Origin of the sequence: Streptomyces sp. Rer75 (assembly GCF_013414305.1) — a bacterium.
Classification (GTDB): domain Bacteria; phylum Actinomycetota; class Actinomycetes; order Streptomycetales; family Streptomycetaceae; genus Streptomyces; species Streptomyces himastatinicus.
In genome coordinates, this window is the sequence record NZ_CP058693.1 from 5935686 (window position 1) to 5952408 (window position 16723).

General features: G+C 70.6%; 13 protein-coding genes and 1 pseudogene. 7 read left to right on the top strand and 7 right to left on the bottom strand.

The annotated features are described in order from the left end of the window. Positions 1-54: 54 nt before the first annotated feature. Positions 55-2655, top strand: coding sequence for a bifunctional FO biosynthesis protein CofGH (locus tag HYQ63_RS25590; protein WP_179936220.1), 2601 nt, complete (start codon positions 55-57; stop codon positions 2653-2655). On the opposite strand, the gene HYQ63_RS25595 is transcribed toward HYQ63_RS25590, so the two are convergent. Next, positions 2635-4596: a heavy metal translocating P-type ATPase gene (locus HYQ63_RS25595; RefSeq protein ID WP_179936222.1), complete on the bottom strand. Its 1962-nt coding sequence runs from the start codon at positions 4594-4596 to the stop codon at positions 2635-2637. The genes HYQ63_RS25590 and HYQ63_RS25595 overlap by 21 nt on opposite strands. A gap of 67 nt (positions 4597-4663) precedes the next feature. Between HYQ63_RS25595 and HYQ63_RS25600 the strand changes: the two genes are divergently transcribed. Continuing rightward, complete coding sequence (locus tag HYQ63_RS25600; RefSeq protein WP_009715718.1) at positions 4664-5020, top strand: helix-turn-helix transcriptional regulator; 357 nt, start codon at positions 4664-4666, stop codon at positions 5018-5020. A gap of 186 nt (positions 5021-5206) precedes the next feature. Here the strand turns inward: HYQ63_RS25600 and HYQ63_RS25605 are convergent, their stop codons facing one another. Continuing rightward, positions 5207-5623 (bottom strand): hypothetical protein, encoded by a 417-nt coding sequence (locus HYQ63_RS25605; protein ID WP_179936224.1) that lies wholly within the window; start codon positions 5621-5623, stop codon positions 5207-5209. Between the two features lie 237 nt (positions 5624-5860). Here HYQ63_RS25605 and HYQ63_RS25610 point away from each other — a divergent pair, with 237 nt between their 5' ends. The 3 genes and pseudogenes from HYQ63_RS25610 to HYQ63_RS44875 all read left to right on the top strand — a co-directional run. Then, positions 5861-7345 (top strand): lipopolysaccharide assembly protein LapB, encoded by a 1485-nt coding sequence (locus HYQ63_RS25610; protein WP_257232102.1) that lies wholly within the window; start codon positions 5861-5863, stop codon positions 7343-7345. 11 nt (positions 7346-7356) lie between these two features. After that, the gene (locus HYQ63_RS25615) at positions 7357-7977 is read left to right on the top strand and encodes a 2'-5' RNA ligase family protein (RefSeq protein ID WP_257232103.1); all 621 of its coding nucleotides are present in this window, start codon (positions 7357-7359) and stop codon (positions 7975-7977) included. Beyond that, positions 7974-8124 (top strand): annotated as a pseudogene (locus HYQ63_RS44875) (HAD family hydrolase); the annotation flags it as partial. The gene HYQ63_RS25615 and the pseudogene HYQ63_RS44875, both read left to right, overlap by 4 nt. A 41-nt stretch (positions 8125-8165) precedes the next feature. Here the strand turns inward: HYQ63_RS44875 and HYQ63_RS25620 are convergent. Then, positions 8166-9560 carry a PIN-like domain-containing protein gene (locus HYQ63_RS25620; RefSeq protein ID WP_179936226.1) on the bottom strand — a complete coding sequence of 465 codons (1395 nt, stop codon included), beginning with the start codon at positions 9558-9560 and terminating at the stop codon, positions 8166-8168. 150 nt (positions 9561-9710) lie between these two features. Next, entirely contained in the window at positions 9711-9971 is a 261-nt protein-coding gene (locus tag HYQ63_RS25625; RefSeq protein ID WP_179936228.1) for a hypothetical protein, read from the bottom strand. 135 nt (positions 9972-10106) lie between these two features. Here HYQ63_RS25625 and HYQ63_RS25630 point away from each other — a divergent pair, with 135 nt between their 5' ends. Further along, positions 10107-10868 (top strand): class I SAM-dependent methyltransferase, encoded by a 762-nt coding sequence (locus HYQ63_RS25630; protein ID WP_257232107.1) that lies wholly within the window; start codon positions 10107-10109, stop codon positions 10866-10868. A 372-nt stretch (positions 10869-11240) separates the two neighbouring features. Further along, complete coding sequence (locus tag HYQ63_RS25635) at positions 11241-12365, top strand: ADP-ribosylglycohydrolase family protein (RefSeq protein WP_179936232.1); 1125 nt, start codon at positions 11241-11243, stop codon at positions 12363-12365. Here HYQ63_RS25635 and HYQ63_RS25640 read toward each other — a convergent pair. The 3 genes from HYQ63_RS25640 to HYQ63_RS25650 form a co-directional block, all read right to left on the bottom strand. Continuing rightward, positions 12343-13695, bottom strand: coding sequence for a glycosyltransferase 87 family protein (locus HYQ63_RS25640; protein ID WP_306664837.1), 1353 nt, complete (start codon positions 13693-13695; stop codon positions 12343-12345). The genes HYQ63_RS25635 and HYQ63_RS25640 overlap by 23 nt on opposite strands. Before the next feature lie 258 nt (positions 13696-13953). After that, positions 13954-15525, bottom strand: coding sequence for a sodium:solute symporter family protein (locus HYQ63_RS25645; RefSeq protein ID WP_179936234.1), 1572 nt, complete (start codon positions 15523-15525; stop codon positions 13954-13956). Between the two features lie 315 nt (positions 15526-15840). Beyond that, positions 15841-16620 (bottom strand): SDR family oxidoreductase, encoded by a 780-nt coding sequence (locus HYQ63_RS25650; RefSeq protein ID WP_179936236.1) that lies wholly within the window; start codon positions 16618-16620, stop codon positions 15841-15843. Between the last annotated feature and the right edge of the window lie 103 nt (positions 16621-16723).

Consider the following 16723-nt stretch of genomic DNA (forward strand, 5'->3'; position numbering starts at 1 on the left):
AACCGCAGGCCCGGCCGGTCTGGCGGTGTCGGACACCACTCGTATGCTCGGAGGATGACCACGAGCGCGCAGGGAAATGAACCGAAGTCCCCCACCGCCAACGCGATGCGCCGTGCGCTCAAGCGCGCCCGCGAGGGCGTGGCGCTGGACACCGCCGAGGCGGCGGTGCTGCTCCAGGCGCGCGGGGACGACCTGAGCGACCTCGCCGCCTCGGCCGCGCGCGTGCGGGACGCCGGTCTGGAGGCCGCGGGCCGCCCCGGGGTCATCACCTACTCGCGCAGCGTCTTCATCCCGCTCACCCGTCTGTGTCGCGACAAGTGTCACTACTGCACGTTCGCGACCGTCCCCGGCAAGCTGCGCCGCGCGGGCCACGGCATGTTCATGTCCCCCGACGAGGTGCTGGACATCGCCCGCCGCGGCGCCGCGATGGGCTGCAAGGAGGCGCTGATCACGCTCGGCGACCGCCCCGAGGACCGCTGGCCCGAGGCGCGGGAGTGGCTGGAGGCCGAGGGGTACGACGACACGATCGCGTACGTACGGGCCATGGCGATCCGCATCCTGGAGGAGACCGGGCTGCTGCCGCACCTCAACCCCGGCGTCATGACCTGGACGGACTTCCAGCGGCTCAAGCCCGTCGCGCCCTCCATGGGCATGATGCTGGAGACCACGTCCGAGCGGCTGTGGAGCGAGCCCGGTGGCCCGCACTACGGCTCGCCGGACAAGGAACCGGCCGTCCGGCTGCGCGTCCTGGAGGACGCGGGCCGCAGCTCCGTCCCGTTCACCAGCGGGCTGCTGATCGGCATCGGGGAGACCTACGAGGAGCGCGCCGAGTCGCTGTTCGCGCTGCGCCGCGTGGCCCGCTCGTACCACGGCATCCAGGAAGTCATCGTGCAGAACTTCCGCGCCAAGCCGGACACGGCGATGCGCGGGATGCCGGACGCGGAGCTGGACGAGCTGGTGGCCACCGTCGCGGTCGCCCGGCACATCCTGGGCCCGTCCGGCTGCATCCAGGCACCGCCGAACCTGGTCGACGCGGAGTACGAGCGGCTCATCGGCGCCGGTATCGACGACTGGGGCGGCGTCTCCCCGCTCACCCCGGACCACGTCAACCCCGAGCGCCCCTGGCCCCAGGTGGACGAGCTGGCCGAGCGGTCTGCCGCCGCCGGGTTCGAACTGCGCGAACGGCTCGCGGTCTACCCCGAGTTCGTGACGCGCGGCGAGCCGTGGCTGGACCCGCGGCTGCTGCCGCACGTGCGCGCGCTGGCCGACCCGGAGACGGGCCTCGCCCGCCCGGACGCCCGGCCCGCCGGGCTGCCCTGGCAGGAGCCGGACGAGGAGTTCACCGCCGCCGGTTCCGGCCGCACCGATCTGCACCGCACCATCGACACCGAGGGCCGCACCGGCGACCGGCGAGACGACTTCGACGAGGTGTACGGCGACTGGGAGGCGCTGCGCGAGGCCGCCGCCCCCGGCATGGTCCCGTCCCGTATCGACGCGGACGTGAAGGCCGCCCTGTCGCAGGCCGCCGACGACCCCACCCGGCTCACCGACCCCGAGGCGCTGGCCCTCCTGCACGCCGACGGGCCCGCGCTGGACGCGCTGTGCCGCATCGCCGACGACCTGCGGCGGTCGGCGGTCGGCGACGACGTCACGTACATCGTCACCCGCAACATCAACTTCACCAACGTCTGCTACACCGGCTGCCGCTTCTGCGCGTTCGCGCAGCGCCGCACCGACGCCGACGCGTACACACTCTCCATGAGCCAGGTCGCCGACCGCGCCCAGCAGGCGTGGGACGTGGGCGCGGTGGAGGTGTGCATGCAGGGCGGCATCCACCCGGACCTGCCCGGTACGGCGTACTTCGACGTCGCCCGGACGGTGAAGGAGCGCGTCCCCGGGATGCACGTCCACGCGTTCTCCCCGATGGAGGTCGTCAACGGCGCCAGCCGCACCGGGATGTCCATCCGCGAATGGCTGACGGCGGCGCGCGAGGCGGGCCTCGACACCATCCCCGGCACGGCGGCCGAGATCCTGGACGACGAGGTGCGCTGGATCCTCACCAAGGGCAAGCTGCCGACGGCGACCTGGGTGGAGGTCATCAAGACCGCGCACGAGCTGGGCATCCGCTCGTCGTCGACGATGATGTACGGCCATGTCGACCAGCCGCGCCACTGGCTGGGCCATCTGCGGCTGCTGGCGGAGATCCAGCAGGAGACGGGCGGCTTCACCGAGTTCGTCACCCTCCCCTTCATCCACACCAACGCCCCGGTCTACCTCGCCGGTATCGCCCGCCCCGGCCCCACCACCCGCGACAACCGCGCGGTGACGGCCATGGCGCGGATCCTCCTCCACCCCCACATCCCCAACATCCAGACCAGCTGGGTCAAGCTCGGCACCGAGGGCGCGGCCGAGATGCTGCGCTCCGGCGCCAACGACCTGGGCGGCACCCTCATGGAGGAGACCATCTCCCGCATGGCGGGCTCCTCGTACGGCTCGTACCGCTCCATCCAGGACCTCATCGGCATCGCCGACCTGGCGGGCCGCCCCGCCCGCCCCCGGACGACGACGTACGGGGACGTCCCGGAGGAGCGGCAGAAGGCGGCCCTCGCCTCGGACGGCCACCTTCCGGAGCTGCTACCGGTGCTCGGCGACTGAGCCCGGCCGCCAGGCGGTTTCACGCAGCAGCCGCAGCCCGTTGAGGCCGACGAGGATGGTGGAGCCCTCGTGCCCGGCGACGCCGAGCGGCAGCGGCAGCTGCCCGGCCAGGTCCCAGACGACCAGCGCGGTGATGCAGACCCCGGCGATGACCAGGTTCTGGACGACCAGGCGCCGGGCGGTGCGGGAGAGCCGTACGACGGCGGGCAGGGCGGCCAGTTCGTCCCGTACGACGACCGCGTCGGCGGTCTCCAGGGCCAGGTCGGAGCCCGCCCGGCCCATGGCGACGCCGGTGTGGGCGGCCGCCAGGGCGGGGGCGTCGTTGACGCCGTCGCCGACGACCATGACGCGGCGCCCGGCGTCGGCCAGCTCCCGCACGGCGGCCACCTTGTCCTGCGGCAGCAGCCCGGCGCGTACGTCGTGGATGCCGGTCTCGGCGGCGAGGCGGTCGGCCGCGCGCCGGTTGTCGCCGGTCAGCAGCACCGGCGCGGTGCCGGTCAGCGCGGTGAGGCCGCCGACCGCCTCCGCCGCGCCGGGACGGAGCCGGTCGGCGAGGCCGAGCACCCCGACCGGGCTGCCGTCCGCGAGGACGGCGACGGCGGTACGGCCCTCCGCCTCCACCTCGGCGACGACCGCGTGCTCCTCGGGGCAGAGCCGGGCGGGCGCCCCCACCCGCACCTCGCGCCCGTCCACCGTCGCCGTGACGCCGAGCCCGGGAGCGGAGGAGAACCCCTCGGCGTCCGGCACCCGCAGCCCGCGGGCGTGCGCCGCGTCCACGACGGCGCGGGCCAGCGGGTGTTCGCTCGGCCGCTCGGCCGCGGCCGCGAGCCGCAGCAGCGCGTCCTCGTCCAGCCCCGAACCGGGCAGCGGACGCACCTCGGTCACCCGGGGCGTGCCCTCGGTGAGGGTGCCGGTCTTGTCCAGGGCGACGGCGTCCACCTGCCCCAGACGCTCCATGACGACGGCCGACTTCACCAGCACGCCATGGCGTCCGGCGTTGGCGATGGCGGACAGCAGCGGCGGCATGGTGGCCAGCACGACCGCACACGGGGACGCGACGATCATGAAGGTCATCGCGCGCAGCAGCGTCGGCTGAAGCGCGGCACCGAGGGCGAGCGGAACGGCGAACAGCGCGAGCGTGGCGGCCACCATCGCCAGCGAGTACCGCTGTTCGACCCGCTCGATGAACAACTGCGTGGGCGCCTTGGTCTCCGACGCCTCCTCGACCATCCGTACGATGCGGGCGATCACCGAGTCCGACGGGTCGCGCTCGACCCGTACCCGCAGCGCCCCGGTCCCGTTGACGGTCCCCGCGAACACCTCGTCCCCGGCCGCCTTGGCGGCGGGCAGCGGCTCGCCCGTGATGGTGGCCTGATCGACCTCGCTCGCCCCGTCCAGCACCCGCCCGTCGGCTCCGACCCGCTCCCCGGGCCGGACCAGCACCGTGTCCCCGACCGCCAGCGCGTCGGCGGCCACCGTCTCCTCGCCGCCGCCGGGCAGCAGCCGGGTGGCGGTCGCGGGCGCCAGGTCCAGCAGCCCGCGCACCGAGTCGGCCGTCCGTGCGGTGGCGACCGCCTCCAGGGCGCCGGAGGTCGCGAAGATGACGATCAGCAGCGCGCCGTCCAGCACCTGCCCGATGGCCGCCGCGCCGATCGCCGCGACCACCATCAGCAGATCCACGTCCAGGGTCTTGTCCTTGAGGGCCTTCACCCCCTCCCGCGCCGGCTCCCACCCCCCGGTGACGTACACGGCGATGTACAGCGGCTCCCACACCCAGTCGGGCGCACCGAGCAGCTGCCCCGCCAGCGCGACCAGGAACAGCACCAGCGCCCCCAGCGCCCAGCGGGCCTCCGGCAGGGCGAGTACACGGGTACGGCGACGGGGCACGGCCGACGGCCGTGCCGTCGGGGGTGCGGACCGGGTGGTGAGCGTGGAGGTCATGGCCGCACACCGTACCACCAACACTTGAACAAGCATTCATGTGTCGGGCGGTCCGTAGGATGAGCGCATGGGCCATGGAGCACAACCCCCCGCCGGTGACGCCACCGCCCCGCGCGCCCGTCTCACCCCCGAGAACGCCCCGACGGTCGCCGCCACCCTCCAGGCCCTCGCGACCCCGTCCCGCCTGCTGATCCTGGCCCGCCTCCGCGAAGGCCCCTGCCCCGCCACCGAACTCGCCGAAGCCGTCGGCATGCAGCAGTCCGCCTGCTCCCACCAACTCCGCCTGCTCCGCAACCTCGGCCTGGTCACCGGCACCCGCCAGGGCCGCTCGGTCGTCTACTCCCTCCACGACAACCACGTGGCGGAACTCCTCGACCAGGCCCTCCACCACGTCGAACACCTCCGCCTGGGCGTCACGGACTGAGCCCGTCCCCCTCCCGCCGTGCCCGCCGCAGGGCGTCGATCTCGGCGAGGGGATCCCGCCGCGCCGGAAAGCGGGACGCGTCCTCGGGACAGGCGTAGACCGTGTGCCCTCCGGCGCTGGCGCCGTGCCTTTCCCCGACGACGACCGGCTCCGCGGTCGGCCGCTGGCAGTGGTGACAGACCTGAATCACGGCCGCGCCCCCTCGTCCTGCCCGCAGTCTGCACCGGCAGCCAGCATCAGCGCGCCCCGTAGCAGCGCGGCATCGGTGAGGTAGCGATCGGGCCCGATCGGGATGCGCCAGTGCGTACCTGGCCGGGTGGTCCGATGCGCCGGCGGCACCCCGAGATAGCTCGCCACGCCGGACGCGGTCCCGAGTACCCGCACCTGCCGTACGTCCCACCTGTCCGCGGTCCCCGTTCGCACCAGCCAGTACAGCGGCCCGTGCCGGTCCTGGATGACGGCACCGGACTCTGGCCCGAGCAGCCGTAAGGCGTGCTCCCCGACGGCTGCGGACGCGCGGACGGCGTCCCACCATCTGCCGGTCGGAAGCACGGTGATGTCGCTGCCGCTCGGGGGTGTCCAAAGGTTCAGTCTGTTCATCATGGGGACTTCCTGGGCTGGTTGTTGTCTGCCCCCATCACGGTTTCAATTTCCGAAGAAGTGGTCACGGGCGCCCGTGACCGCATTTTTTGGACTGGATGCACCGTTCTGAGCGGCCGTGACATCCGGCTGTGAGTGCCGCCTTGGACGATTGCGTACTCCGGGCCAGGGAAAAGCGGCATCACTCAAGGCACCCGTGCGGCTACAGTGGGCGCACGACATCGCGCAGGGGGCATGCCCGTGACTCCACGCCCGAAGACCGGCTCGAAATCAGACCGCGACGCGCTCCGGCACGACATGACCGCAGCGGGTTGCAGCAGGGCGGACATGGTCGTGGAAATGCGGGTTCGCTTCCGACTGAGGCCCCGCGAGGCATGGCGGCATGCTCACGGCTGGACGTTGCAGGAGACAGCTGACCGCATCACCGAACTCGGGTTTCGCCGCCCCGGCGAAGCCGTGGCTGCGGACGCGTCGCTCGTCGGCAAATGGGAGAAGTGGCCAGGGCCTTCAGGCCGACGGCCATCCTTGGCCGTGCTTCTGCTGCTCGCGGGAGTGTTCGGGTGCGAGGTGGAGGACATTGTCGATCTGGCGGACCGAAAGGCACTTCCGGAGAGCGAACAGCGCATTCTGCGGCACTCCACAACCGCGCTGGTCGCAGCAGGCCCACAGCCACTGCCCGTACCGCCCTCACCGCCTGCCGAGCCTGCCAATCCATCAGGGCAGGAACTGGTGCGCACCGCCGCCGAAGAGTCGGCGGGCTGGGCGCAAGCGGCTGAGGTATCCAATGTGGGTGACATCGCGCTGGAACAACTCATGGCCGATATCCGTGCGCTCGCCGCCGACTACCTCACCCAGGAGCCAGTAGCCGTCTTTCTCCGCACCCGCCGCCTGCGGGACAGGGTGTTCGCCCTGCTCGAGGGGCGGCAGCGCCCCCGGCAGTCCGCAGACTTGTACGTAGCGGCCGGGTATCTCTGTGGCTTGCTCGCCTGGATCTCCTCCGACCTTGGATGCCTTCGCGACGCCGAAACCCAGGGGCGTACAGCCTGGATGTGCGCGGATCTGTCCGGGCACAACGACCTCCGGGCATGGGTCCTCTCGACTCGCTCGAAGATCGCCTTCTGGGACGGTCGGTTCGGGGACGCCATCAACCACGCTCGTCGTGGTCTGGCCCATCAACCGAGCGGCACAGCCGGTGTGCTGTTGGCTTGCCAGGAGGCGGACGCATGGTCAGAACGGGGCTCCGCCGACGAGGCGGAGGCCGCGCTGAACCGGGCCGCAGACGTTTGCGATACGACGACCGGCACGGATGAAATCGGTGGGCTGTACTCGTGCCCGGAGTTCCGGCGCGCCAACTACGCCGCTGCCGTCCACACGCGCATCGGCAACCCGCGCCTCGCGCTCCGCGAGGCGCAGGAAGCACTCGCGAGTCAGCCCTTCCACGCCTACGGCACTACCGCGCAGGTGTGCATCTCCCACGCCTCGACCCACACGGCCCTCGGCTCCCTGGACGCGGCGTGCGAAGCGTTGCGCCCCGTACTGGCCCTGCCTCCGGAGCACCGGTTGGACACAGTGGCACGGCGTATGCGGGAACTCGCCGAGAGCCTCGCGCACGCACCCACGGCCGACAGCGCATCGGCCCGCACGCTGCGTGATCACATCGAAGAGTTCTGCGTCGAGTCCGTACCCTGCCGATTCGCCCTCTCCGCACGAGAGGGACAGGACTGATTGGATCCTCCATGACTACGCAAGCCAATGCCATGGCGAATCACTGGTGGTGGCGACCGGGCTGGCAGGTCGGTCGTCGCTTCTACACCTGGCATCTGACGTTCGAAGAACAGCCGGATGTACGGCGCCTCGTCAGTGCCTACCGGGACGCGCTGCTGGGGCTCGACGGCCTTGATCCGATTCCTGACCGCTGGCTGCATCTGACCATGCAGGGCATGGGTTTCGTCGGCGAGATCGATGAGCGCGATGTGACGTCGATCGTGGATGCCGCCCGAACCCGGCTCGCCAAGGTACCCGCGTTCGACGTGCGGTTCCGCGCCCCCGTCGTGACTCCTGAGGCCGTCGAGACGTTCGCCGAACCGTCCGAGCCGGTGGTAGCCGTACGTCAGGCGATCCGGGCGGCGATCGGCGATGTCCTGCCCGAGGTACCTGAGTCGGCAGACGGCTTCAAGCCCCACGTATCGGTGGCCTACAGCAGCAGCGACGGCCCGGCCACGCCCATTGTCGAAACGATCGCCGCGACAGATGTGCCCCCGGCGACAGCCCGTATCACCTCGACCGAATTGATCGTGCTGCATCGCGACAACCGGATGTACGAGTGGGAGCCCTTCGCTCGGGTGCCGCTTGGATAACTGACGATCTTCAGGCGGTAGCCCGCTTCCTGTTCGAGGCCGGAACGCTGAAGCAGGGCCCGGCTGACCGGTACGGGACCGGAAAGCGTCGCCGAGCATGCCTGGCGCACCTCGCCGATGGCCTCGGTCATCGCACAACTGGAGGGCATCGGGCTTCCCTGACGTCGCGACTACGCTCGGAACAAGATCTAGACGGTCTCGGAACGTAGGGCTTTGAGGTCAGGCCAAAGCATGTTGCCCTCATAGGCGTCACGAAGCAATGGGATCACCTCGTCAGGGATGCGGAATCCTGATGCCCATGAGGGCTCCGGCCCCGAGCCGTAGATCGTGCGCAGCAAGAACGGCTCCTCGCCGGTCAGTGCTCCCTGGTCCATAAGCTCTCGCGTGATCGTGTTGAGGGGGCGTGTGAACCCTCTGAGCTGACGCGTTTCTGGGTAGCCGGCAAGTTCATACACCGTGGCCCGGTCCACGAACCCTCCGTTGGCCGCCGCAGCGAAGATCACTTTGGCCTGGGTCTCATAACGTGACATGAGGTTGGTCATGAAGCTGGCGAGGGATTGCAGGGTCCACTCCCCGTCGACGGTGTCCGCATCGCCGTCCGCTTCCCTCAACTGTTCGAGATCGCTCACCGAACCCTCGTCTACTTCGAGACCAAGCAGTTGGTTGGCCCACACAAGAAGTTCGCTGGGTGTGAGCATGTAGAGCCTCACCCCGGCGTGTGCCCAGAGCTCCACGACGAGTTCGGGCCTCGGCCGTGCGGGGATGTCGCCGTCCCGCGCAGGCGTCCACCAGTCCTTCTTCACATCTCCGGTGACCAGCAGGACATCGCACCCCCGCGTCTTTGCTTCGGTGAGGAGCTGTACCCACAGCACGTAATCGCCAGCGGCCTGCTCCGGCTCCTTCTTCTTGAAATCCTCGTAGCCCGGAGGAATCTCGTCGTCGGCTCGCGTCTGCGCCTCGCGTACGGCGTTGTCGTGCTCAGTCGGTGACAGCGGTTCGCCGACCCGTCCCTGGAGCACCGGCTCCAACTCCGCGAGCACCGGATCGGTGTGTGTCTGGGCCGTGCCGCGCAACGCATCGGATTCGGCCTGCGCCTCGATGAGATCGCGAAGGTCACCCATCGTCTCGCCGAGCGCTTCCAACGCCCCGCGGATGCGCTCGGTGACCCTCTCGTCGTTCTTGAGGTGTACGGCGGCCACCCAGCGCTCCAGCGCGTCTTCGGTGGAGCGCTTCACCTTGTCGAGGGAGGCGGTGGCCTCCTTGGCCTTGGCCCTGTGGTGATGGCGTACGGAGGGCGACTCGCGGTTGCGCCAGAACTCCGACAGCACTTGGTGCGGGATCCATAGCCGATCCCGGAGCATGCCGAGCACGGCGAGGGTGTCCTTGCGAGTGCGTTCGTTCGATCGGTATAGATTGAGCAGCACATTCGTGTCGAGCGCGACCATGCCGCTCCGGAAGACCCTCTCGTAGTCCTCGCGTAAGGGACTGCGATGGGCCTCGTTGCAGTCGAAGATCCCACGCGTTGCCGCGCTCACTTCGGTGCTCCCTGTGACAACCCCCGATGCCGAACGAACCTTGGCCATGCGGTGCCCCCTTGATCCCTCACCGTTGGTGCGGAGGAAGTATTTCACCCGTGTCTGGGGCGCAAACGGGAATCAGCGCGCATATGGGCGTCGCTAAGCGGTGGGTGCGACCCAGCCGCCGATGAGGATCACGGCCCTGCGGGTGCCGCTTCAGGTGTCGTAGCCGGTCAGGCCGTCGGCGGCCTCGTTGAGTAGCCTGAGGTCCACGTCGCTGAGGAACGGCAGCAGCGCGCCGCAGTCGAGGCAGGCGCGGGCGAAGTCGACGTCGAATGTCGGGCGGAGCTTGTAGGCGCGGGGGCGGGGGAACTTGAGGCGAAGGCGGTTGGTCTGGCTCTCGTACGTCCTGAGTTGCCCGGCAGGGGTCAGCCGGCTGGATCCACATACCCCGCAGCGCAGCACCCCAGTTGCCATATGGGTGACGATACATCAGGCGCATCGGCAGTCCAGGGTGTGCCGCCCCTCCCGGCGGCCCTCTGTCGTCGGCGTGCGCGGGCTGTGAGACTGGCCGTCCACCGAGGCTCCCCGGGGGCGGAGAGGCGGCGCGCAGTGTTCGATCGCACGATCCTGACCGAGAGGGAATACCGGGACGACCGCCACCTCGCGGCACGGCAGGCGCTGTACGCGTATCAGGAGCCGCGGCACGATCTGCCGGGACTGGCGGCCGCCCAACTTCGCGGCGTGCCCGGTCCGGTGGTGGACGTGGGGTGCGGGAACGGGGTGTACGGGGCACGGTTGCGGGCGGAGCGGCCGGAGGTGGCGGTGCTCTCGCTCGATCTGTCGCCGGGGATGCTGGCCCCGGCCGCGGGGCGGGCGGCGGTGGCGGACGCGCAGGCGCTGCCGCTGGCGGACGGGAGCTGCGGCGCGGTGCTGGCGATGCACATGCTGTACCACGTGCCGGACATCCCGCGGGCGATCCGGGAGCTGCGGCGGGTGCTGGCGCCCGGGGGCGTGGCGCTGGTGTCGACGAACGGCGCCCGGGACAAGGCCGAGATCGCGGAGGTGTGGCGGCGCGCGGCGGGGGAGGGGCGGCCGTCGTTCAGTGGGCGGTTCACGCTGGAGGAGGCGCCCGCGCTGCTGAGGGCGGCGTTCGCCGAGGTGCGGGTCATCGAGTTGACGGGGACGATCACGGTGCGGGAGCCGGGGCCCGTCGTGGCGCACATGGCGTCGTACGAGAGCTGGGCGGACGGCAGGGGTGGTGACGCGGGGGAGGTGTTGCGGCGCGGGGAGCGGCTGGTGCGGGAGGAGATCGACACCAAGGGTGCCTTCGAGGTGACGAGCCGTTGCGGGATCTTCGTCTGTTCGGGCTGATGCGTTGCCCGAACAAGCCGAGCGCGAGGTGAATTTGTCGTGCCGGTGCCTGCAATACCGTGAGGTAAGTGCGCACTTTGCTCTGCGTATTGGGCAATCGGGTGCGGGAAATCCATCCGCACAGCGACCTGGCGTTGACCAGGGCGTTTTTGCGTGGGTGGGGGCACAGAGGTGACGGCTTCGCGTTGTGCGCCGTCCACTGTCCGTTATCCGGTGCACCATTTCGGAATGCGGCGGTCCGCCGCATCATTCGTGATGACGCCTTCACAATGGGCTGCCCCATTGACGGCATCCAGAAGCGATCAAAGAGTGTCCATTACAGTTCGAAGACACTCCCGGGCCATACACGTATCGAAGAAAAGGGGAAAGGTCGTGACCGCAACCGTCAGCGCAGCGACCGGCGTATGGGGCCGCGCCGAACAGCAGGACTTCCGCAGCCGGGTACGGGGCTGTCTGCTCGGCGGAGCGATCGGGGACGCCCTGGGGGCGGCCGTGGAGTTCTCCTCGCTGGCCGACATCCGGGCGAACCACGGCCCGCAGGGCGTGACGGACTTCCTGCCCGCGTACGGGCGGCGCGGCGCGGTCACCGACGACACCCAGATGACGCTGTTCACCGTGGACGGCCTGATACGCGCCCAGGTGCGCCGTGACACCGGCGCCTGGCATCCGCCCACCGACATCCACTCCGCGCACCGCCGCTGGTACGCCACCCAGCGCGACTGGGGCCCCGACGAGCGCCGCGAGGACGACGGCTGGCTGGCCCGCGAGGAGTGGCTGTACGCCCAGCGCGCCCCCGGCCGGGCCTGCCTGACCGGGCTCGGGGACGCGACCATGGGCACCCTGGAGGCGCCCAAGAACCCCGACTCCAAGGGCTGCGGCGCCGTCATGCGCTCCGCGCCGTTCGGGCTGCTGGTGGGGTGGGAGCCGCAGCTGGTGTTCCAGCTGGCCATCGAGTGCGCGGCCCAGACCCACGGCCACCCCACCGGATACCTGGCGGCGGGCGCGTTCTCCCTCATCGTCCACGGGCTGGCCCGCGGGGAGGCGCTGGACGGCGCCGTCCAGCGCGCCCTGGCCCATCTGTCCGGCCGCCCCGGCCACGAGGAGACCACGGACGCGCTGCGGCGCGCGCTCGGCGCCGTACGCCAGGGGCTGCCGACGCCCGAGCGCGTCGAATCGCTCGGCGAGGGCTGGACCGGGGAGGAGGCGCTGGCCATGGGGCTGTACTGCGCCCTGGTCGCCGAGGACGTACGGCACGGTCTGCTGCTCGCCGTCAACCACGGCGGGGACAGCGACTCCACGGCGGCGATCTGCGGCAATCTGCTGGGCGTGCTGCACGGCGAGACGGCGCTGCCGCCCGCGTGGCTCGCCGAGGTGGAGGGGCGCGGCACGATCCTGGAGCTGGCGGACGACTTCGCGATGGAGATGACCCAGGGTCCCGCCCTGCACAGCCCCGAGAACTCGGCGCCCGCCTGGCTCAGCCGCTACCCGCGCGCGTGAGCGGCCGCGACGTCCGTGCCGCGCCCGCCTCGGGGCGGGGCGTGGGCCGCGGCCCGGGGGTGCTGCCGCGCAGGGCGCGGAAGGTGACCCAGGCCGCGACCGCCAGGAAGGCGGTGCCGATGATCGGGTAGACGGCGGTCATCAGCATCTGGGGCGGCGTCTGGTGCAGCTCGACGCGCTGTTTCATGCTGTGCGGGGCGTACCAGATCATGAAGGAGCAGAAGAGCAGCCCGGTCAGTGCCGTCCAGCCCGCCCAGGTCCGGGACGCCCGGCGGACCGTTTCGACGGCGAGCAGCAGCACCATCGGGAGCGCCCACACCCAGTGGTGGGACCAGGAGATCGGGCTGACCATGAGGGCGGTGACGGCGCAGCTGACCGCGGCCCAGGCGCGGGCGTGCGGGAGGGCGCGGTCGTCGGCGAGCTGGGCGGCGACGGCGGTCGCCAGGCCGACGCAGCCGATCAGCGTGGCCGCGGCGAGCCACCACAGGCCGGGGTCGGGGGTGTGCAGCACGCGGGCGAGGGCGCCCCGCAGGTTCTGGTTGCCCGCGCCCTCGACGTCGCCGGGCCGGTCGGTGGCGAAGAGGACCCGGGTCCAGAAGCGGTGCGAGTCGTACGGCAGGGCCAGCGCCGACAGGCAGACCGTCCAGGCGAAGGCGGCGGTGGCGACGCCCGCCCGCCGCAGATGGTCGTTCGGCCGCAGCTGGTCGCTCCCGAAGCTGTATCGGGCGCGCAGCCGCCGGACGGCGTCGATCAGCCCGGCGGCCGCGAGGAAGACGATGAAGAGCCCGGGGGTCAGCTTGATCCCGGTCGCGATGCCGGTGCCGACCCCGGCCCAGCGGTGGCCCGCCGGGCGGGTCAGGTCCCACAGCACCAGGACGGCGACAGCCAAGTTGATCTGGCCGTAGCGCAGGGTCGTCCACACCGGTTCGCACCACACCGCGACCCCGGCCAGGGCCAGGACGGCGGCGGCGCGCGGCACCCGGCGCGGGCGGGCCACGAGCCGCAGGGACAGGTGGGCCAGGGCGACCATCAGGGCCAGGTTGGCGGCGGTGCCGAAGGTGCGCAGGACGCCCGTGCCCATGAGGGTCAGCGGGGTGAACAGCATGGCCGCGAACGGCGGATAGGTATTGGGCAGATGGTGCACGGTTGCCCGCATGTCATACAGATCCGCCGCATTGCGTACGGTCCAGCCCTCGGCCTGGTAGACCAGCAGGTCGACCATGGACACCTGGGCGGCCCGCTGCGCGATCCAGAAGCCCGTGAAGGACAGCAGGCAGAACACCGCCGCGCACAGCGTGGGACGCCGGGTGATCATCTGTGTCGCGGTCACGGGGGTAGCTCCAGAGGTCCATGAGGGCGGCAGACGGCACAGGCAGCCGACGATAGTACGTTCCGGATGATGACCCCGGGAGGGGTGATGGTTGCCTGGGCGTGCCGTAAAGCTGCGCTACGGGACCTCAAGATCGCTTCCGCTTCACTCGCCGCCCACCCAAGCTCAGCGGACAGCAGCGGGCCCCGGTCACCCTTGCGCTTCAAGGGTGACCGGGGCCCGGTGGCGCTGCCGCCGTACGGCGGGGGCGGCGGGGCGTCAGTCGGACGCGCCCGAGACCTTCGTACGGCCCGCCGCGTCCGGCGCCGGAACGGACCGCGCGGCACCTGCCGAGCCCGGTCCGTCGTCGTCCGAGTTGAGCGAGGCGAGGATGGCGTCGCGCTCGGGGGTGTCCTCCGGCTTCAGGTAGCCGATGACGATGAAGAGCACGAGCGAGACCGCGAGCGGGACGGCGACCTGGTACTCCAGGTTGACGCCGCCGTCGATCGCCTCGTTGATCGGGTAGTTGACCAGGTAGAAGGCGATCAGGCCGAGGGCCCAGCTGGTCAGCGCCGCCGTCGGCCCGGACTTGCGGAAGGCCCGCAGCATGCCGAGCATCAGCGGGATCGCGATCGGCCCCATCAGACCGGCGACCCATTTGATGACGACGGTGATGATGTCGCCGAAGAAGGGCGAGTTCACCTGGGTGGCGATGGCCATGGACAGGGCGAGGAAGAGCAGCGTGGTGTAGCGGGCGGCGAGCAGCCCGGTGCGGGTGCTCCACTGCCGTACGGACTTGAAGATCGCGGGCATGATGTCGCGGGTCACCACCGCGGCGATCGCGTTGGCGTCCGAGGAGCACATGGCCATGGTGTGCGAGAAGAAGCCGACGATGACCAGCCCCAGCAGACCGTGCGGCAGCAGGTGTTCGGCCATCTCCGCGTACGAGTCGGCGGGCTTGTCCGTCTTGATGATCAGCGGCGCGACCCACATCGGGAAGAACAGCACCAGCGGCCAGACGAACCACAGGACGGCCGACAGCCGGGCCGAGCGCTTGGCGGAGTAGGCGCTGTCGGTGGCCATGTAGCGCTGCGCCTGGTTCCACATGCCGCCGTTGTACTCGAAGGTCTTGATGAAGAGGTAGGAGAGCAGGAAGATCAGCGTGTACGGGCCGACGGTCGGCTCGGCGTGGCTGTCCGGCAGGTCGTCCCAGACGGTCCAGAAGGTGCTGAAGCCGTCCAGTTCGTTGAGCACGGCGATCAGCATCGCGATGCCCGCCACGAACTGGATGACGAACTGGCCGAGTTCGGTGAGCGCGTCGGCCCACAGCCCGCCGACGGTGCAGTAGACGGCGGTGACCGCGCCCGTGATCAGGATGCCCTGGTTGAGCGACACGCCGGTGAAGATGGAGAGCAGGGTGGCGATGGCCGCCCACTTGGCGCCCACGTCCACGATCTTCAGCAGCACCCCGGACCAGGCCAGCGCCTGCTGGGTGGGCAGGTTGTAGCGGTTCTTCAGGTATTCGAGGGGTGAAGCGACGCCCAGTTTGCTGCGCACCCGGTTGAGGCGCGGCGCGAAGAGGTTCGCGCCGATCGCGATGCCGATGGCGATGGGAAAGGACCAGGTGACATAGGAAGTGACGCCGTATTGGTAGGCGATGGCTGCGTAACCGGTGAACATCACGGCGCTGTAGCCGGACATGTGGTGCGAGATGCCCGAGAGCCACCAGGGCATCTTGCCGCCGGCGGTGAAGAAGTCGCTGACGTTGTCCACGCGTTTGTGGGACCAGACGCCGATGGCGACCATGACGCCGAAGTATGCGATGAGTACAGCCCAGTCGAGACTGTTCATGTCCCCTCCCAGGGGTCCGCCTTGTGAACGGGAGCGCACTTCGCCGCGACGTTCCTTGGGGCGGTTCCCCCGAGCGGGAGCGGGGTACTTCCGGGATTGAACCGCTTGTCCGGGTGGCCGGTCAAGGGTTCGAGAGGTCACGAGTGTGAACGCAAGTCAGAAAGAAGAACGATTTTACGGTTTCTTGACCCGTCGAGGCGTTGTCGTGCACGCGTCCGCGAATCCACGATGAGCGGGCACTTCGTCAGACGCACGCCCACGCATCGATGGGGTCGGTACGGGAGCGGGATCCCGAAAGGCCGGACAGGAGTCGCGCTACCGCATCAGTTCACCGGCGTTCACCAGCAGCGACTGCCCGGTGATCGCCCGGGCCCGGTCGGAGGCCAGGAACACCGCGGCCTCCGCCACATCGCCGTCCGTCGCCAGGTCGGGCAGCGCCATCCGGCCCGCGAGCCGCTGCCCGATCTCGGCCTCGGGCACGCCCTCGCTGTGCGCGGCGAACTGGACGTACGCCTGCACCGGCGGCCCCCACATCCAGCCGGGCTGCACGGTGTTGACCCGGATCCGGTGCGGGCCCAGCTCGCGCGCGAGCGAGTACATCGCCGAGGTGAGCGCCCCCTTGGACGCCGCGTACGCGGCCTGCCGCACCTCGCTGGGGGCGGCGACCGACGACTGCGTGCCGATGAGCACCACCGCGCCGCCGTTCCGTTTGAGCGCGGGGAGGCAGGCCCGGGTCATCCGTAGCGTCCCGAACAGGTTGACGTCCACCACGCGCTGCCAGGACGCGAAGTCGGCGTCCTCCAGGCCGCCGAAGTGACTGTCCAGCGCGGCCACGTTGATGACGGCGTCGATCCGGCCGAAGCGGTCAAGGGCGAGCGCGGCGAGCGCCTCGCACTGGGCCTCGTCCGCGATGTCGGTGGCCCGGTGGGCGGTGCGCGTGCCGTCCGGGTCGACCTCCTTCGCGGTCTCGGCCAGCCGCTCCCCGGTGCGCGCCCCGAGGACCACCCGGGCGCCCTCGCGCAGACAGGCGGCGACGATGCGATGGCCGAGGCCGGGGCCGACACCGGAGACGACGACCGTTCTGCCGCGCAGCATGGGCCCTCCTCGTGGCTGACGCCGCGTCAGGGTAGGCGTGCGGACCGGATATGGCCATACCCGGTGCGCGCCGGACGCCGAGAGGGCGCGGATCGTGCCGCAC

Coding starts and splice junctions, on each gene's coding strand:
- HYQ63_RS25590 (WP_179936220.1), top strand. CDS start 55: ATGACCACGAGCGCGCAGGGAAATGAACCGAAGTCCCCCACCGCCAAC.
- HYQ63_RS25595 (WP_179936222.1), bottom strand. CDS start 4,596: ATGACCTCCACGCTCACCACCCGGTCCGCACCCCCGACGGCACGGCCG.
- HYQ63_RS25600 (WP_009715718.1), top strand. CDS start 4,664: ATGGGCCATGGAGCACAACCCCCCGCCGGTGACGCCACCGCCCCGCGC.
- HYQ63_RS25605 (WP_179936224.1), bottom strand. CDS start 5,623: ATGATGAACAGACTGAACCTTTGGACACCCCCGAGCGGCAGCGACATC.
- HYQ63_RS25615 (WP_257232103.1), top strand. CDS start 7,357: ATGACTACGCAAGCCAATGCCATGGCGAATCACTGGTGGTGGCGACCG.
- HYQ63_RS25620 (WP_179936226.1), bottom strand. CDS start 9,560: ATGGCCAAGGTTCGTTCGGCATCGGGGGTTGTCACAGGGAGCACCGAA.
- HYQ63_RS25625 (WP_179936228.1), bottom strand. CDS start 9,971: ATGGCAACTGGGGTGCTGCGCTGCGGGGTATGTGGATCCAGCCGGCTG.
- HYQ63_RS25645 (WP_179936234.1), bottom strand. CDS start 15,525: ATGAACAGTCTCGACTGGGCTGTACTCATCGCATACTTCGGCGTCATG.
- HYQ63_RS25650 (WP_179936236.1), bottom strand. CDS start 16,620: ATGCTGCGCGGCAGAACGGTCGTCGTCTCCGGTGTCGGCCCCGGCCTC.